11 protein-coding genes and 3 tRNA genes are annotated in these 15520 nt (G+C 64.4%); 6 read left to right on the plus strand and 8 right to left on the minus strand.

Features of this window, described 5'->3' with window-relative positions:
* Positions 1-14: 14 nt before the first annotated feature.
* The 3 genes from ACVOL0_RS18020 to ACVOL0_RS18030 all read right to left on the minus strand — a co-directional run bounded on the left by ACVOL0_RS18020 (position 15) and on the right by ACVOL0_RS18030 (position 813).
* Positions 15-101: transfer RNA gene (locus ACVOL0_RS18020), tRNA-Leu, on the minus strand.
* 250 nt (positions 102-351) lie between these two features.
* Positions 352-438 (minus strand) — tRNA-Leu (locus ACVOL0_RS18025).
* Between the two features lie 288 nt (positions 439-726).
* A tRNA-Leu gene (locus tag ACVOL0_RS18030) sits at positions 727-813 on the minus strand.
* A gap of 115 nt (positions 814-928) precedes the next feature.
* On the opposite strand from ACVOL0_RS18030, the gene rnr reads away from it, so the two are divergent.
* Positions 929-3445, plus strand: a complete 2517-nt coding sequence (gene rnr / locus ACVOL0_RS18035; RefSeq protein ID WP_481550250.1) for a ribonuclease R — start codon at positions 929-931, stop codon at positions 3443-3445.
* An 80-nt stretch (positions 3446-3525) separates the two neighbouring features.
* Here rnr and ACVOL0_RS18040 read toward each other — a convergent pair whose 3' ends face one another.
* Positions 3526-4017 (minus strand): RcnB family protein, encoded by a 492-nt coding sequence (locus ACVOL0_RS18040; protein ID WP_481550251.1) that lies wholly within the window; start codon positions 4015-4017, stop codon positions 3526-3528.
* 252 nt (positions 4018-4269) lie between these two features.
* On the opposite strand from ACVOL0_RS18040, the gene rlmB reads away from it, so the two are divergent.
* Positions 4270-5013 (plus strand): 23S rRNA (guanosine(2251)-2'-O)-methyltransferase RlmB, encoded by a 744-nt coding sequence (rlmB, locus tag ACVOL0_RS18045; protein ID WP_481550252.1) that lies wholly within the window; start codon positions 4270-4272, stop codon positions 5011-5013.
* Positions 5014-5021: 8 nt separating this feature from the next.
* The gene (locus ACVOL0_RS18050; protein ID WP_481550253.1) at positions 5022-6212 is read left to right on the plus strand and encodes a DmpA family aminopeptidase; all 1191 of its coding nucleotides are present in this window, start codon (positions 5022-5024) and stop codon (positions 6210-6212) included.
* Positions 6213-6455: 243 nt separating this feature from the next.
* Here ACVOL0_RS18050 and ACVOL0_RS18055 read toward each other — a convergent pair whose 3' ends face one another.
* The 3 genes from ACVOL0_RS18055 to ACVOL0_RS18065 are packed head-to-tail and all read right to left on the minus strand — an operon-like array spanning position 6456 to position 11175.
* Entirely contained in the window at positions 6456-7883 is a 1428-nt protein-coding gene (locus ACVOL0_RS18055; RefSeq protein ID WP_481550254.1) for an efflux transporter outer membrane subunit, read from the minus strand.
* Positions 7880-9832 carry a MacB family efflux pump subunit gene (locus ACVOL0_RS18060; RefSeq protein WP_481550255.1) on the minus strand — a complete coding sequence of 651 codons (1953 nt, stop codon included), beginning with the start codon at positions 9830-9832 and terminating at the stop codon, positions 7880-7882. The genes ACVOL0_RS18055 and ACVOL0_RS18060 overlap by 4 nt, the downstream gene beginning before the upstream one ends.
* Entirely contained in the window at positions 9829-11175 is a 1347-nt protein-coding gene (locus ACVOL0_RS18065; protein WP_481550260.1) for an efflux RND transporter periplasmic adaptor subunit, read from the minus strand. The genes ACVOL0_RS18060 and ACVOL0_RS18065 overlap by 4 nt, the downstream gene beginning before the upstream one ends.
* A gap of 198 nt (positions 11176-11373) precedes the next feature.
* Between ACVOL0_RS18065 and ACVOL0_RS18070 the strand changes: the two genes are divergently transcribed.
* The 3 genes from ACVOL0_RS18070 (at position 11374) to ACVOL0_RS18080 (ending at position 14696) form a co-directional block, all read left to right on the plus strand.
* Entirely contained in the window at positions 11374-12102 is a 729-nt protein-coding gene (locus ACVOL0_RS18070) for a response regulator (protein ID WP_481550256.1), read from the plus strand.
* Complete coding sequence (locus ACVOL0_RS18075; protein ID WP_481550257.1) at positions 12099-13499, plus strand: ATP-binding protein; 1401 nt, start codon at positions 12099-12101, stop codon at positions 13497-13499. Before ACVOL0_RS18070 ends, ACVOL0_RS18075 begins: the two co-directional genes overlap by 4 nt.
* 510 nt (positions 13500-14009) lie before the next feature.
* Complete coding sequence (locus ACVOL0_RS18080; protein WP_481550258.1) at positions 14010-14696, plus strand: GGDEF domain-containing protein; 687 nt, start codon at positions 14010-14012, stop codon at positions 14694-14696.
* 12 nt (positions 14697-14708) lie between these two features.
* On the opposite strand, the gene rnt is transcribed toward ACVOL0_RS18080, so the two are convergent.
* Positions 14709-15353, minus strand: a complete 645-nt coding sequence (gene rnt / locus ACVOL0_RS18085) for a ribonuclease T (RefSeq protein ID WP_481550259.1) — start codon at positions 15351-15353, stop codon at positions 14709-14711.
* Between the last annotated feature and the right edge of the window lie 167 nt (positions 15354-15520).

A 15520-nucleotide genomic window follows, 5' to 3' on the forward strand; every position in this document is an offset into this window, starting at 1 on the left:
TTTCGTTTGAGTCATGGTGCCCAGGAGAGGACTCGAACCTCCACGGAGTTGCCCCCGCTAGCACCTGAAGCTAGTGCGTCTACCAATTCCGCCACCTGGGCGACTCAGGAGACGAATTGTGCCGAGTGTGAAGAAAACTGTCAACGATTTGCGTGAAGAAATTTCACGTCGAGGTAGATCAGCTGTAATGCCGAGCCATGCTCGGCAAGAGCTCTACCGGTAACGCCTCTGCCGAGCATGGCCTGGCACTACAGTCGGGATTATCGGTAGGGCTTCTGCCGAGCATGGCTCGGCACTACAAAATCGCGGGCACAAAAAAACCCGCTTTCGCGGGTTGTTTCGTTTGAGTCATGGTGCCCAGGAGAGGACTCGAACCTCCACGGAGTTGCCCCCGCTAGCACCTGAAGCTAGTGCGTCTACCAATTCCGCCACCTGGGCGACTCAGGAGCGAGATTATGTAGGACGTTTCTCGCGCCGTCAACAGTTTTGTGAAGATCGGTATGGAAGCCGTAGCCCGGGTAAGCGCAGCGCACCCGGGGCAGCCACGGCGGGCTATCCGTCCGGAAGAATCCCGGGCGTGCTGCGTTTGTCCGGGCTACAAGGCATTGCTTCTGCCTCCTGGCTTTGCCGCAGGCAAGGGGAGGGCTGGAGAGGGGGCTCGCTTTTGCTTCACCCACAAACCCCGGAAACGAAAAAACCGGCTTTCGCCGGTTTGATCTTGAAACGTGGTGCCCAGGAGAGGACTCGAACCTCCACGGAGTTGCCCCCGCTAGCACCTGAAGCTAGTGCGTCTACCAATTCCGCCACCTGGGCACTTCAGGCCGCGAATTCTGCAGAGGATAGGGATCTTTGTCAACGTTTTTTCACAAACACCTGCAGTGACCGTGTGCGCACCCTGTACACCTGCGTCCATGTACCATGGAGGCTGATGAAAAACAAAAAGACCACTGGGGCCGACAAGGCCCGCAAGTCCGCCACCGGCAGCAAGCCGGGCAAGGCGCCGGGCAAAGCCCCCAAAGCAAAAAGCGCGAAGCTGCCGCCATGGATGCCGGAGAGTCTGTCCGCACCGGCGAAATCAGGCGCAGCCAAGCCAGGCAAGGCTCGCCCAGGTGGCGCTGCCAAGCCGGGCAAGCGCAAATTCACTGACGACGCCGCACCGCAGAGTTTCGTGCGCGGCCGGCGCAAGTCCGCTCCACCAGTTGCTGCCTTCGATGATCCCTATGCGTCGCGCGAGGCCGAGCGCTACGCGCAGCCGATTGCCAGCCGCGAAGCGATCCTGCAGTTGCTGGACCGCTGCGAAGGCCCACAGAACGCCGAGGAAATCGCCGCTGCGTTGGGTCTGACCGAGCCGGATCGTGCTGACGCACTGTCCAAGCGACTTGGCGCGATGGTGCGTGATGGCCAACTGGTGCAGAACCGCCGTGGTGGTTTCGCGCCGGTCAGCCAGCTGAGCCTGATTCCCGGCGTGGTCATCGCCAATCCGGAAGGCTTCGGCTTCCTGCGCCCGGACGAAGGCGGCGACGATCTGTTCCTGTCTCCCTACGAGATGCGCAAGGTCATGCACGGCGACCGTGCCTTGGCCAATGTCACCGGCATCGACCGCCGTGGCCGTCGCGAAGGTGCCATCGCCCGCGTGCTGGAACGTGGCGTCAACCGCCTGATCGGGCATTTCAGCATCGAGGCTGGCATCAGTTACGTGGTGCCGGACGACAAACGCATCCAGCGCAACATCCAGATCCCGGGCGACCTCACTGGCGGTGCCAAGGACGGGCAGCTGGTGGTCTGCGAGCTGACCAATGCACCGGATTCGCGGCGCCCGCCGATCGGCAAGATCATTGCCGTGCTGGGCGACAAGCTGACCCCGTCGCTGGTGGTGGAAACCGCCATCCACGGCCATGAACTGCCCTACGAATTCCCGCCGGAAGTGCTGGACGAAGCCACTGCCGTGCCGTTGACGGTGGAAGCGTCGATGATCGGCAAGCGCGTGGACCTGCGTTCCATGCCGTTGGTGACCATCGATGGTGAGGACGCCAAGGATTTCGATGACGCGGTGTACTGCGAGCCGAACCGCGACGGTTTCCGTCTGGTGGTGGCCATCGCCGACGTCTCCAACTACGTGCGTCCCGGCACGCCGCTGGATGACGAGGCACAACGCCGCGCAACCTCGGTGTATTTCCCGGGCTTCGTGGTGCCGATGTTGCCGGAGACGCTGTCCAACGGCATCTGCTCGCTGCGGCCGAAGGAAGACCGCATGTGCTTTGTCTGCGACATGCAGATCGGGCGCGATGGTCAGGTCAGCGAATCGAAGTTCTACGAAGCGGTGATGAACTCGCACGCGCGCCTGACCTATACCCAGGTGTGGGGCGCGGTGGGCGAGGATGATGCAGACGCCAAGGCCTTCATCGGCCCGCTGCTGCCGCAGATCCAGAACCTGCACCAGCTCTATCGCATCCTGTCCAAGGCGCGCGAGCGCCGTGGCGCCATCGAGTTTGAATCCTCGGAAGTGCGCTTCGTGCTGGACAACCGTGGCGAGGTCACCCAGGCCGGCATGATGGTGCGCAACGACGCCCACAAGCTGATCGAGGAATGCATGATCGCCGCCAACGTGGAGGCGGCGCGCTACCTGCTGTCCAAGCATGTGCCGGCGCCGTTCCGTGTGCACGAGCGGCCACCGGAGTCCAAGTTCGCCGACCTGCTGGAGTTCCTCAAGGAGTTCAAGCTGAGTCTGCCGCCGTGGAGCAAGGTGCAGCCGGGCGACTACACCAAGCTGTTGAAGAAGGTGCGTGAGCGCCCGGATGCGGCGCTGCTGGAGTCGGTGCTGCTGCGCAGCCAGTCGCTGGCGGTGTATTCGCCGGACAACAACGGCCACTTCGGTCTGGCGCTGGAGGCCTACGCGCACTTCACCTCGCCGATCCGTCGTTACCCCGACCTGCTGGTGCACCGTGCCATCAAGTACGCGCTGACCGGTGGTCCGCTCGACAAGTACACCTATACCCCGCGTGAGATGGCTGCCTTGTCGCTGCAGTGCTCCGAGCGTGAGCGTCGTGCCGACGAGGCCGAGCGCGAGGTCGACGAGCGTTTCCGCGCGGCATGGATGGAAAAGCATGTTGGCAGCCAGTTCGATGGCGTGATCAGTGGTGTGACCAGCTTCGGCCTGTTCGTCGAGCTGTACGAGTCCAAGGTCAATGGCCTGGTCCACGTGACCCAGCTGCCGCACGACTATTACCAGTTCGACCCGATCCGCAAGACGCTCAGTGGCGACCGCCGTGGCAACGAGTTCCGGCTCGGTGACCGGGTCCGCATCCTGGTACTCAAGGCCAGCATGGAAGAGCGCAAGATCGACTTCCGTCTGGTCGAGGACAAGGACGGCAAGGTTGACCCGCCGGCACCGGCGCCGCTGCCCGAACGTGGCAAGCCAGCCAAGCGGACCAAGCAGAAGTATTGATCCGACGCTGTGGCAAATTGAAATGGCCGGTGCATTGCACCGGCCATTTTGTTCATGCGCGATCAGCTGGATGGGAGTACTCAGCCGAAAATGCCGTACATGGTCTGTTCGACGCGACCGCTGGCCAGATCGATCAAAAGTGCATCATGGCCATAGCGCACCCATTCGAAGCCGACCGGGGGCGTCTCCAGGTCAAACAACCAGTAGTCAGCCAGCCGGTACTCCGGCGCAAAGAACGGCGCAGGCAGGATGTCGCCGAAGTACCAGGTGCGGTCCACCCAGCCACGCGGCTCCCTGTAGGGGCCTATGGTGTAGGTGCGGTGGGCGCGGAAATTGTGATTGAACTGGCCGTGGTCGATGTTGGGTGGGCGGCGGTCCCAGCCTTGCGGCGGCGAAACCGGGCGGTAGGCGCGCGGTGCGTGGAAGGCCTCCGGTGCCCTGCGTTGCATTGCCTGGCCCTGGTGCTGGGGCTGCATGCGGTGGGGTTCTTCGGCGTTGGCGCTGCCAGCGGCGGCCACGCTGCTAAGCAGCAACATGGAGGCCAGCACCATTGGGCTGCGATTGCTGATCATGATCCGTTCTCCTGAAGATGGAGCGGGCCGTTGCGGGCGGAGTGTCCGGCGGTTGGACTCCAGTGAGGCCAGCGTAGGCGGGGGAGTGTTAGCCGCTGCCAAGAATCTGATTAAGAAAGATTAATGAGATTGCAGATGTCGCTTTGGGTTCAGTTTCGCGGCCCCGCGCCGGCCGTTTTCGGCGGCCATTGCTGATGCTACGTGGCTCGATGGACTACCATTGCGCGTCTTCTATCCCGCACGCCGGTTGCAATGAGCAAGCAGAATCAATGGATCGTCGGCGTCAACGCCGTGGCTTCGTCAATTGAAAAGGATCCGGAAAACGTCCGTGAAGTCCTGATCGAGGCTGGCGCCAAGAACCCCCGCCTCGTCGAAATCGAGGAAGAAGCCCTGCGCAAGGGCATCGATGTGCGCAAGGTCAACGCGCAGGCGCTGGGCGGCGTGGCCGGCCAGGTCCGCCACCAGGGCGTGGTGGCGCGCTATGCCGCGCCCAAGCTATGGGACGAGAACGAGCTGAAGGGCCTGATCGAAGCGGCCGAAGGCAAGGCGCTGGTGCTGGTGCTGGACGAGGTGCAGGACCCGCACAATCTCGGCGCCTGCCTGCGCAGTGCCGCCGCCGCTGGCGTCACCGCGGTGGTGATCCCCAAGGACAAGAGCGCCCCGGTCAATGCGACCGTGCGCAAGGTCAGCGCCGGTGCGGCTGACAGCATCCCGGTGGTGTCGGTGACCAACCTGGTCCGCTGCATCAAGGACATGCAGAAGCTGGGCGTGTGGGTCTACGGCCTGGCCGGTGAAGTGGACACCACCATCCACCAGCTCGACCTGCGCGGCAATGTGGCGCTGGTGATGGGCGGCGAAGCCGACGGCATGCGCCGCCTGACCCGCGAAACCTGCGACCAGCTGGTGCGCATCCCGATGCCGGGCGATGTGGAGAGCCTCAATGTATCGGTGGCCACGGGTGTGGCATTGTTCGAGGCTGTCCGCCAACGCCTGTAAGGAACACCATGCCCCGCACGCCGCATCGTCTTTTCCTCCAATTGACTGTGGCGCTGGCGGGGCTTTGCGCCCTGAGCGCCGCTGCCCAAGATGCAACACGCGTCCGCGCGCGTGAGCTGGGCGTCGCGCCCGGCATCTTCAGCCCGGGCAGCAACAACGCGATCACCGACGTGGCCGGTGTGCGCGTTGGCCAGGTGACGCTGAGTACCGGCAACACGGTGCGTACCGGCGTTACCGCGATCCTGCCGCATCCCGGTAATGTCTATCGCTCGCGGGTGCCGGCGGCGCTGCATGTTGGCAACGGCTTCGGCAAATTTGTCGGCAGCACCCAGGTCAACGAACTGGGCGAACTGGAAACCCCGATCCTGCTGACCTGCACGCTGTGTGTATGGAAGGCGGCTGACGCGATGGCCGATTGGATGCTGGCGCAGCCGGACATGCAGCAGGTCCGCTCGCTCAATGTGGTCGTGGGTGAGACCAACGATGGCGGGCTCAATGACATCCGCGCGCGGCCCGTTACCGCCGACGCGGTGCGCCGGGCATTGGAGAGCGCGAAGAGCGGGCCGGTGCAGGAAGGCAGCGTCGGCGCTGGCACCGGTACGGTGGCATTCGGCTGGAAGGGTGGCATCGGTACGTCATCGCGCAAGCTGCCGGAGAGTCTGGGCGGCTGGACCGTGGGTGTGCTGGTACAGGCCAACTTCGGCGGCGTATTGCAGGTGGAAGGCGCACCGGTTGGGCGCGAGCTGGACCGCTATGCGTTCCAGAATGCAGTCGCCGCGCAGGGCAATGTGCGCGGGCTTGCCGATGATCGCGGCGATGGCTCGGTGATCATCGTGGTGGCGACCGATGCACCCTTGTCGGATCGCAACCTGCGGCGTTTGGCGTCGCGCGGGATGATGGGTCTGGGGCGTACGGGTAGTTCGGCCTCCAACGGCAGTGGTGACTACGTATTGGCGTTTTCAACGGCGGAGTCGGTGCGTCGTGGGTTTGATGCCGCGCAGCTGCAGACCACCGAGTTGGCGAACGAGCAGATGAGTGCAGTGTTCCAGGCCAGCGTGGATGCGGTGGAAGAATCGGTCTACAACGCCTTGTTTATGGCGACCACGGTGAGTGGCAATGGGCAGACGGTAGAGGCGATCCCGCTGGACAAGGTGCGGGAGGTTCTGCAGCGGCATGGGGTTGGGCTGTCGGAGCGCTAGGGAACGTGGGGTATTGCAGATTGCGGCAAAGCTGGACGAAGTTCCTTCTCCCGCTCGCGGGAGAAGGTGGTGCGAAGCACCGGATGGCGGGAGCTTTTGACGTTGCTTGAGGCTGTTTCTTTTCCCGCATGCGGGAAAAGGTGCCCGAAGGGTGGATGAGGGGGCTTCCCAGCTTCTCGGCCTTTCAGCTTTTGCGTCTCCGTTCGGCCCTCTCCCCAACCCCTCTCCCGGAGGGAGAGGGGCTCAAGTGGCCCCGCCACCCAGCGCCTTGTACAGCGTCACATCATTGACCAGCTGGCTGCGCTTGGTCTGTGCCAGCGACAGCTCCGCATTGCGACGGGTCTGCTCCGCTTCCAGCCAGGTACGCAGGTCGGTGGCACCGGCGCGATAGCGCACCTCGTACAAGCGCGCGATCTCCACAGCCTCGTCATACGAGGCCTGCGCCGCAGCGACCTGCTCAGCCAGGCGCGTGCGCGCGGACAAGGCGTTGTCCACTTCCGACAGCGCGGTATACAGCGTGCGCCGGAAATCATTGGCGGCGATCTGGTAGGAAAGATCGGCTGACTTGATATCCAGCTGCATCTGCCGGAATTTCAGGAATGGCAGGCTCAGACCAGCACCCAGCGTCGCCACCGGATTGGTCAGCACATCACCCAGCGAAGTTGCGGAACTGCCTACCGAACCACTCAGGCTCAGGCTCGGGTAATAGCTGGTCGCCGTCACCTTGATGCTCTTCAGCGACTGCCGCAGACGCAGCTCGGCAGCGCGCAGGTCCGGCCGGCGTGCCAGCAACTCGGCCGGCATGCCTTCGACCAGGGCCGGGCTCTGCGCGACATCAAGGTTCTGCGGCTCGTTCGCCAGCGGCCAGGGCTGGCCATCGAGCAGCACGGTCAGCGCATTGCGGGTTTCCACCCGTTGCTGTTCCAGCTGCGACTGTGCGGCCTTCTGACTCTCGATGTTCTGCTGCGCCTGGCGCACTTCCAGCCGCGATACACCGCCGGCATCGAACTGGGTCTGCACCAAAGAGGCAGTGCGTTGCAAACGCTCAAGATTGGCCTGGCCGGTGGCGATCGCTTGGTTGAGATAGCCCAACTGCCAATACAGCTCGGTGCTCTGGCCAACAAGAGTGAGCGCGGTGCTCTGCAGGTCCTGCGCGGTGGCCTGCGCTTCCCACTGGGCGATATCGCGCTGGCCGCGCAGCTTGCCCCACAGGTCCAGCTCCCAGCCCAGCGACACGCTGGCGCTGTGGCTGCGCGACCAGTCGTCGCTGCTGTCGGTACTGCGGCTGCTGTTGGCGCTGACCGAGCCGCTGGCCTGTGGCCACAGGTCGGCGGAGGCCAGTCCGGCCTGGGCGCGGGCACGTTCCAGCTTCAAGCCGGCCGAGGCCATGTCGGTGTTGCTGGCCAGTACGCGTTCGATCAGCTGGTCCAGGTTCGGATCGGCGAAGCCCTGCCACCAGGCATCGGCATGCACATCGGCAACCGGTGCGGTCACTTCATGCGCGATGGCCTGCACCGGCGCATTGGCAGCAGCATCGCCGCGTCCGTAGACGTTGGGCACGCGCAGGTCGGCGGCAGGGTCGGCGCTGGGTGTGGTGGCGCAGCCGACCAGTGCGGCGGTCATGGCGGCGGAGAGTAATACGGGATGCAGTGATTTCATGATCATCTTCATTCGCGGGCCAGGGCCTCGACCGGGTCGAGCTGAGCGGCATTGCGGGCCGGCAGGAAACCGAACGCCACGCCGATCAGGGTCGAGCAGGCGAAGGCGGCAACGATCGAGCCGGTGGAGAACAGCAGGGTGAAACTGGCACCGAAGGTCTGGAACGCCCAGCCGATCGACAGCGCCAGTGCGATGCCGAGCACGCCGCCAAGCAGGCAGACCAGCACCGCCTCGATCAGGAACTGCTGGCGGATGTCGCTTTGCCGCGCACCCACGGCCATGCGCACGCCGATTTCGCGGGTACGTTCGGTCACCGATACCAGCATGATGTTCATCACGCCGATGCCGCCGACGACCAGTGCGATCGCGGCGATCGCACCGATCAGCAAGGTCATGGTCTTGGTGGTGGACTCGATGGTCTCGCGGATCTCGGCGGTATTGCTGAGGAAGAAATCCTCGGTGCCGTGACGTAGCGTCAACAGTCTGGTGATGGCCGATTGCGCGGCATCCATCGGTGTGTCGTCCTTGACCCGCAAGGTGATGCTGCTCAGGTAGGTCTGGCCCAACATGCGCGCCATTACCGTGGTGTAAGGCACCCAGACGCTGAGATTGGTGCTGCCACCAAAGCCCATCGACTGGCGCTTGGCCACGCCGATCACACGCGCCGGCACATTGCCCAGCAGCACGACCTTGCCGAGTGGATCATCGCTGCCGAACAGCTGGCTGCGGGTGTTCTCGTCGATCACCACGACTTGAGCCAGGCCCTTCACTTCGCTTTCGTCGAAGTAACGACCGCTGACCAGGGTCATGCCCTTGACCCGGAAGTACTGGTCGCCGATGCCGGCCACCTGCGCGGAGGCAGCCTTGTTCCCGACCCGTGCGGTTACCGAGCTGGACACGCTGGGGGTGACGCTGTCGATATAGCTCTGCGTGGCCAGGGCCTCGGCATCACTGCTTTTCAGCGTCTGCACGCGACCGGAGCGCATGTCGCCGAAGCCGCGGCCCGGGTAGACGTCAATGGTATTGGTGCCCAGCGAGGAGATGTTCTGCAGGATCTGCTGCTGCGAGCCATTGCCCATCGCCACCACCGACACCACCGAGGCGATGCCGATGATGATGCCGAGCATGGTCAGGAAGGTGCGCAGGCGATGTGCGTTCATCGCCAGCAAGGCCATGCGGAAGGCTTCGACGAAACGATCACGCGCGGCCTGGAAAGCACTGCCGCCGGTGCGCACCGGGGCGGGGCGTTGCTGTTTCTGAAGCGCTGGTACCTTTTCGTTGCGACGGTCGGCAACGATCACGCCATCGTGGATTTCGATGATGCGCTGGGCGTGCTCGGCCACGTGCATGTCGTGGGTGACGATGATGATGGTCTGGCCCTCGGCATGCAGTTCGCCAAGGATGTTCATCACTTCCTCGCCCGAGGCGCTGTCCAGCGCGCCGGTGGGTTCGTCGGCCAGGATCACTTCGCCGCCGTTCATCAGCGCACGCGCGATGGAGACACGCTGCTGCTGGCCGCCCGACAGCTGGCCCGGCTTGTGGCCCATGCGATCACTCAGGCCTAGCCGCGCAAGCAGGGCTTCGGCGCGGCTGCGGCGGGCATCTGCAGGGGTACCGGCATAGATCGCCGGCACTTCCACGTTGCCGCGTGCATCAAGGTCACCCAACAGGTGGTAGCGCTGGAAGATGAAACCGAAGTGTTCGCGGCGCAGCTCGGCCAGCTCATCGGGTTGCATGCGCCCGGTTTCGCGCCCGGCCACTTTGTAGGAACCCATGGTGGGGCGGTCCAGGCATCCGAGGATGTTCATCAAGGTCGACTTGCCCGAACCCGACTGGCCGACGATGGCGACCATCTCGCCGGCATGGATGTCGAGGTTGACGTCCTTGAGCACGGCGATGGTGTCCTCGCCGGCGGGGAACTCGCGACGCAGGTCGCGCAGTTGCAGCAGCGGCTGGCTCATCGGCGCGGACCACCCATCATCGGGCCCATCGGGCTGCGCTGGTTGCTGCTGCTGGATTTCTCACCGGCAGTGACTTCGCCGACCACGACCAGCTCGCCTTCGCTAAGGCCTTCCAGTACTTCGACATTGGAGCCGTTGTTGAGGCCGACCTTGATCGTGCGTGGTTCCGGCTGGCCGTCCTTGTTGACCACGCGGACCACGTAGCTGTTGCTCTTGGCCAATGCGGCGGCATCCGGTTGGCGGCGCTGCTGGCGCTGGCCTTCCTGCTTGCTGCGGGCGGCGCGCTGCTCGCCGTTGGCGGCGTTCGCGCCAGGGCCACGGCCGCCTTCCGGCACCTTGGGGCCGAGCGCGACGGTTGGGATCAACAACGCATCCTTGGCCTGGGCCAGCATCACCGACACCTGCGCAGTCATGTCGATGCGCAGCGTGCCGTCCGGGTTCTCGACGTCGAACAGCGCGTTGTAGTAGACGGCCGTGCTGGAGCTGGATGAGGATGAGCTGCTGGAGCTGGTGCTGTCGGTGCTTATCGAAGCCGGCGCCGGGTTCACCGTGCGCAGCGTGGCCTGGTACTTGTGGTCCGGCTTGCCGAGGATGGTGAAGTACACCGGCATGCCGGGCTTGACCTTGACCACGTCGGCCTCGGAGATCTCGGCATTCACCGTGACCAGATCCAGCCGCGCCAGCTTGACGATGGTCGGCGCCGACTGGTTGGCGTTGACGGTGCGGCCTTCTTCGGCAACCACCGCCACAACGGTGCCGTCGATGGGTGCGGTGATGCGGGTATAGCCGAGGTTGGCCTGGGCGGTGCCGAGTTCGGTTTCGCGCTGGCGGATCTGTGCATCGAGTGCGCGGATCTGTGCGCGGGTACTGGCCAGGTTGGCCTCGGCCGACTCGTAGTCGGCGCGCGAGGTGGCTTCTGCAGCCAGCATTTCCTTCTGGCGGGCAAAGGCCAGCTCCGATTCCTTCAGCGAAGCGGTCTGTACTGCACGCTGGGCGCGGATGTTCTCTAGCGCCGCTTCGGCGTTCTTCAGGCTGTTCTCCTGGGTGACCGAGTCGATCTCGGCGATCAGGTCGCCTTGTTTGACCACATCGCCCAGCTGCACCTTCAGCACCTTGATCTGGCCGGAGGCCTGCGCGCCGACGCTGACCAGCTTGTAGGCATCGATCACGCCGGTGGCATCGACGGTCTGTTCCAGGTCGCCACGGCTGACCGGCGAGGTGGCCATCGAAGGGGCAGCGGGCTTGCGCGTGGCCCAGAACACGCCACCGGCGATCAGGGCGACGATGGCAGCGGCAAGCAGGATGCGGTTGCGGCGGGAGGAGGGCAGCAGCTTCACGGTGATCAGGCACTCAGGCTGGGCCGCAGCGTGCGGCGTTGAAGCCAGTGTGGTCAGCGCCCTGTTCAGCCTCAAGGCACAGTATGTGTCGGCGTGTATCAGGTTCAGCCAGCCATGTATCAGCGTGTATCAAGTGCAGGTGTTGATACACGCTGATACGTATGCGGGCGCGCACGACGATCCGCTAGCATGGATCATTGCCCCATGACGGACATACAGACCTTGCACCGCTTGTTGGTGGTAGACGACGACAGTGACATCCGCAACCTGCTGGCCGAGCAATTGGGCCGGGCGGGCTATGCCGTGAGCACGGCGGCCGATGGCAACGAGATGCGCCAGGTGCTGGCGCGCGAGCACATCGACCTGATCGTGCTGGACTTGAACCTGCCGCGCGAAGACGGCCTGGCGCTGTGCCGCGAGCTGCGCGTGCGTTCGACCACGCCGGTAATCATGCTTACTGCTCGCAGCGAACCGATCGATCGCGTGCTTGGTTTGGAGATGGGCGCCGACGATTACCTGGCCAAACCGTTCGAGCCGCGCGAGCTGTTGGCGCGCATCCGCAACGTGCTGCGCCGGACCGAGGCCTTGCCGACCAATATGGAGCCGTTGGCGATGCGCCGGGCGGTGTTCTCCGGCTGGATATTCGATCTGGAACACCGGCATCTGATTGATCCGGCCAAGCGCGTGGTGATGCTTTCCGGGGCGGAGTTCCGCTTGCTGCGGGTGCTGGTCGCCCATGCCAACAAGGTATTGACGCGCGAGCAGCTGGTGGCGCTGAGCAGTGGCCGCAACTACGAGTCGCAGGACCGTGCCATCGATCTGCAGATCAGCCGCCTGCGGCAGAAGCTGGCCGATGCCGGTGGTGCTGATGGCCTGATCAAGACCGTACGCAACGAAGGCTATGTGTTTGCCAGTGCGGTGACGCTGGAATGAAACGGCTGCGCCTGTTCCTGTCGTCGATGGCCGGGCGGCTGTTCGTCATCCTGCTGGTCGGCATGATGGTGGCGGCGATAGGCGCGACGCTGCTGGCCGAGAGCCGGCGCCAGCAGGAGTTCGAGCGGCAGAATCTTGCGCGTATCGCCGACCGCCTGCAGGGCTTCGTCAATCTGCTGGACGGCAACCCGGAGCTGCGCAGCCGCCTGTTGGCGGTGGGCGGACCCAGCGTGCGCGAGGTGAAAGACGATTTCCGCGTCGGCGATGTGGACCAGGCCTTGATGGCGGTGCTGGCCGCACGCGGCGGTGCGGTTGCCAGCGCGCAGGTGCGCGCCAGCAGCTTCCGCGCCTGCATGCCGCCCTTGCCGGAATTCCTGCCGCCACCGGGGCGCGGGCAGCGATCGCAGCACACGCGTGAGCGCGATCCGGCATTCACCCCGCCGCGCTGCCGTCTGGTGGAGTTGAAGCTCACCGATGGCACACCGCTGCGGTTGGCGCTGGAGTACCCGGCGGTAGCAAGGCGCAGCGGGGCGGCATTTGACCCGTGGTTCCTGTCGCTGCTGGCGCTGGCTATTGGGTTGTTGGCCTATGTGGTCGCACGTATCGCCAGCTCGCCGTTGCAGCGACTGGCAAACCACGCCACCGAGCTCGGCCACGACCTGCAGCGTGAACCACTGCCGGTCAGCGGACCGTTGGAGGTGCAACGTGCTGCCGAAGCCTTCAACGCCATGCAGAAGCGTCTGCAGCGCCACCTGAGTGAACGTACGCAGATGTTGGCAGCAATCACCCATGACCTGCAGACGCCATCGACACGATTGCGGTTGCGGTTGGAAAACGTGCAGGACGAGCAGTTGCGCGAGCGCCTGATAGCCGACCTTGCCGCGATGCAGGCCTTGATTCGTGAAGGATTGGATCTTGCCCGTAGCGCCGAGAGTGCCGAGCAACGTGCGGCGCTGGACCTGGACTCGCTGCTGGAAAGCGTGGTCGAGGATGTCGTCGAATCCGGTCACGACGCGGTGCTGGAGCAGGGCAGTGGTGCGGTGTTGATGCTGCGGCCATTGGCGATGCGGCGTTTGTTCTCCAATCTGGTCGACAACGCGGTGAAATACGGCCGCGCCGCGCACGTGAGCGCACGTCGTGATGGCGATGCGGTTGAGGTGCGAGTACGCGACCATGGGCCGGGACTGGCCGAGGACGAGCTGGAAGCGGTGTTCACCCCGTTCCTGCGTTTGGAGACCTCGCGCTCACGCGAGACCGGCGGCGCAGGCCTGGGCCTGACCATCGCCCGTGCGCTGGCTGAAAAAGACGGTGCCAGCCTGGCCCTGCGCAATCACCCCGAAGGTGGTCTGGAAGCCATCGTTCGGTGGGAAGCACCGCAGCGGCCGGTCAACGGCTAGTTGCAACGCTGGGAGAAGCGGGTGTAGGAGCGGCATAAGCCGCGAAGCCACAGTTGCATCCGTAGCCAATGGAACGGCGCTGTTGCCGCTATGTCGATCGGGGTGACTGCCTTTGCAATCTGATGGATTGTCAGCTTCGCGGCTTACGCCGCTCCTACAGTTCCTCTGGCCAAGATTGGGTGCTTTCACACCGCCAATCACATTCCAGCGAAAATCCCCAGCGCCAAGCCTTGCTACCCCCTGCAACAAAGCCTCTGTTTGCTAGTATCGCCACACCAGCTTGGGGCAGGAACGATGGCAGCAGAGAAGAATCCGGTAATCCGGTCGAGCGTGGGGATGCGCGCGATGCCCGGCAGGGCGAGGGTCTTTGCAGATCGACATTCGTCGGTACTGGTTGTGTTGGCTGGCGCTGCCGCGGCACCGGCCTGGGCGCAGGGTGCGACAGACGGCCCCTCGCCATCAGCGGCGCTCGTGGCGTTGCCCGGTTTGCTCACAGGCGTGTGCCTGCTGTTGCTCCTGCTTGTGGTGTGGCTGGCACTGCAGCTCAAGCAGCAGCGTGGCCAAGCCCAGCGGTTGGCGCTGCAGGAACAAGCCCGATCAGAGCAGCTGCACCAGCAAAACGACCGGCTGGAAGCGGCCTTGCTGGAAAAAGCGCAGCTTGAACACAGGCTGCGCGAGCAGGCCGAAGCGTTTGAACGGCTGGCCAATGAAGATGATCTGAGTGGGCTGCCCAACCGTCGCGCGTTTGATGACGCGCTGGCACGCGACATGGCGGCAGCACGCCGCACAGGTCGCGCGCTGAGCCTGGTGGTACTTAGCATCGATCACCTCAAGCAGATCAATGCCGAGTGGTCGCGTGCTGTCGGCGATCTGGTGTTGTGCGAAGTGGGGGACCTGATGCGACGCAGCCTGCGTGCCTCGGACATGCCGGCACGCCTGGGCAACAAGGAATTCGCGGTGTTGTTGAGCGACACCGCACTGCCGGAAGCCGAGATTGCCTGCCAACGGCTGCAACGTCTGTTTGGTCAATACGCCGAGTGGGGCGGGCATGAAGCCGACGACATCAAGGTCAGTTTCAGCGCCGGCGTAGTGCAGCTGGGTGAACAGGATCAGGCACCTGTGCTGTTCTACCAGCGCGCAAAGAATGCACTGGCACAGGCAAAGAAAGAAGGCCGCGCACGGACCTGCGCGGCCTGAGTGCGGTGCAGCTCAGCGGCTGGGCGAGGTTGGCCAGGTGTTGACGATCTTGCAGAACAGGCGTGCGGTCTGCTCGGTGTCATACACCGCGCTATGCGCTTCGCTGGCGTCCCATTCGAAGCCGGCTGCCTGTACCGAGCGGGCCAGCACCGTCTGGCCATAAGCCACACCGGCCAGTGTCACCGTGTCGAACACGCTGAACGGATGGAAGGGGTTGCGCTTGTGGCCGCTGCGGGCAACGGTGGCGTTGACGAAGTTCAGGTCGAAATGCGCGTTATGGCCGACCAGGATCGCGCGCTGGCAGTTGTACTTCTTCATGGCCGCACGGATCGGCGCGAACACGTGTTCCAGCGCGTCGCGCTCGGGCTTGGCCAGGCGGAAGGGATGGTCGAGCACGATGCCGGTGACTTCCAGCGACTTGGGATCGATTTCGGTGCCTTCGGCCGGGATCACATGCGCGCTGGCGGTCTGGCCCGGGTAAAGCTGGCCGTTCTCGTCCATCTCCACCGGCACGGCGGCGATTTCAAGCAGGGCATGGCGATTGCAGTCAAAGCCGCCCGTTTCCACGTCCACCACCACCGGCAGGAAGCCACGGAAGCGTTGCGCCATCGGCGTGAAAGCAGGGCGGGGGACCGAGGGTTCAGCAAGTTCGTTCATCGCAATAGGGTAGCAGAGCAGGTCAAGTGGCCGTGTCAGCAAGGGGCGGCAAGCGCTGTCGGGCACCTGTAGTGGGGGGGCGCCCGGCCCCGGGGGGGGGGAGGGTGTTGGGAACCCACGCCCAGCGCCGCGGGGACCGGGGGGCCCCCGGGGGTGGGCGGCGGCCC

It is taken from the genome of Stenotrophomonas sp. STEN021, assembly GCF_056760175.1.

Excerpts from the sequence above, each read along its gene's own strand:
- rlmB (WP_481550252.1), top strand. The coding sequence starts at position 4,270 with ATGAGCAAGCAGAATCAATGGATCGTCGGCGTCAACGCCGTGGCTTCG.
- ACVOL0_RS18060 (WP_481550255.1), bottom strand. The coding sequence starts at position 9,832 with ATGAGCCAGCCGCTGCTGCAACTGCGCGACCTGCGTCGCGAGTTCCCC.
- rnr (WP_481550250.1), top strand. The coding sequence starts at position 929 with ATGAAAAACAAAAAGACCACTGGGGCCGACAAGGCCCGCAAGTCCGCC.
- ACVOL0_RS18070 (WP_481550256.1), top strand. The coding sequence starts at position 11,374 with ATGACGGACATACAGACCTTGCACCGCTTGTTGGTGGTAGACGACGAC.
- ACVOL0_RS18050 (WP_481550253.1), top strand. The coding sequence starts at position 5,022 with ATGCCCCGCACGCCGCATCGTCTTTTCCTCCAATTGACTGTGGCGCTG.
- ACVOL0_RS18040 (WP_481550251.1), bottom strand. The coding sequence starts at position 4,017 with ATGATCAGCAATCGCAGCCCAATGGTGCTGGCCTCCATGTTGCTGCTT.
- ACVOL0_RS18055 (WP_481550254.1), bottom strand. The coding sequence starts at position 7,883 with ATGAAGATGATCATGAAATCACTGCATCCCGTATTACTCTCCGCCGCC.
- rnt (WP_481550259.1), bottom strand. The coding sequence starts at position 15,353 with ATGAACGAACTTGCTGAACCCTCGGTCCCCCGCCCTGCTTTCACGCCG.
- ACVOL0_RS18075 (WP_481550257.1), top strand. The coding sequence starts at position 12,099 with ATGAAACGGCTGCGCCTGTTCCTGTCGTCGATGGCCGGGCGGCTGTTC.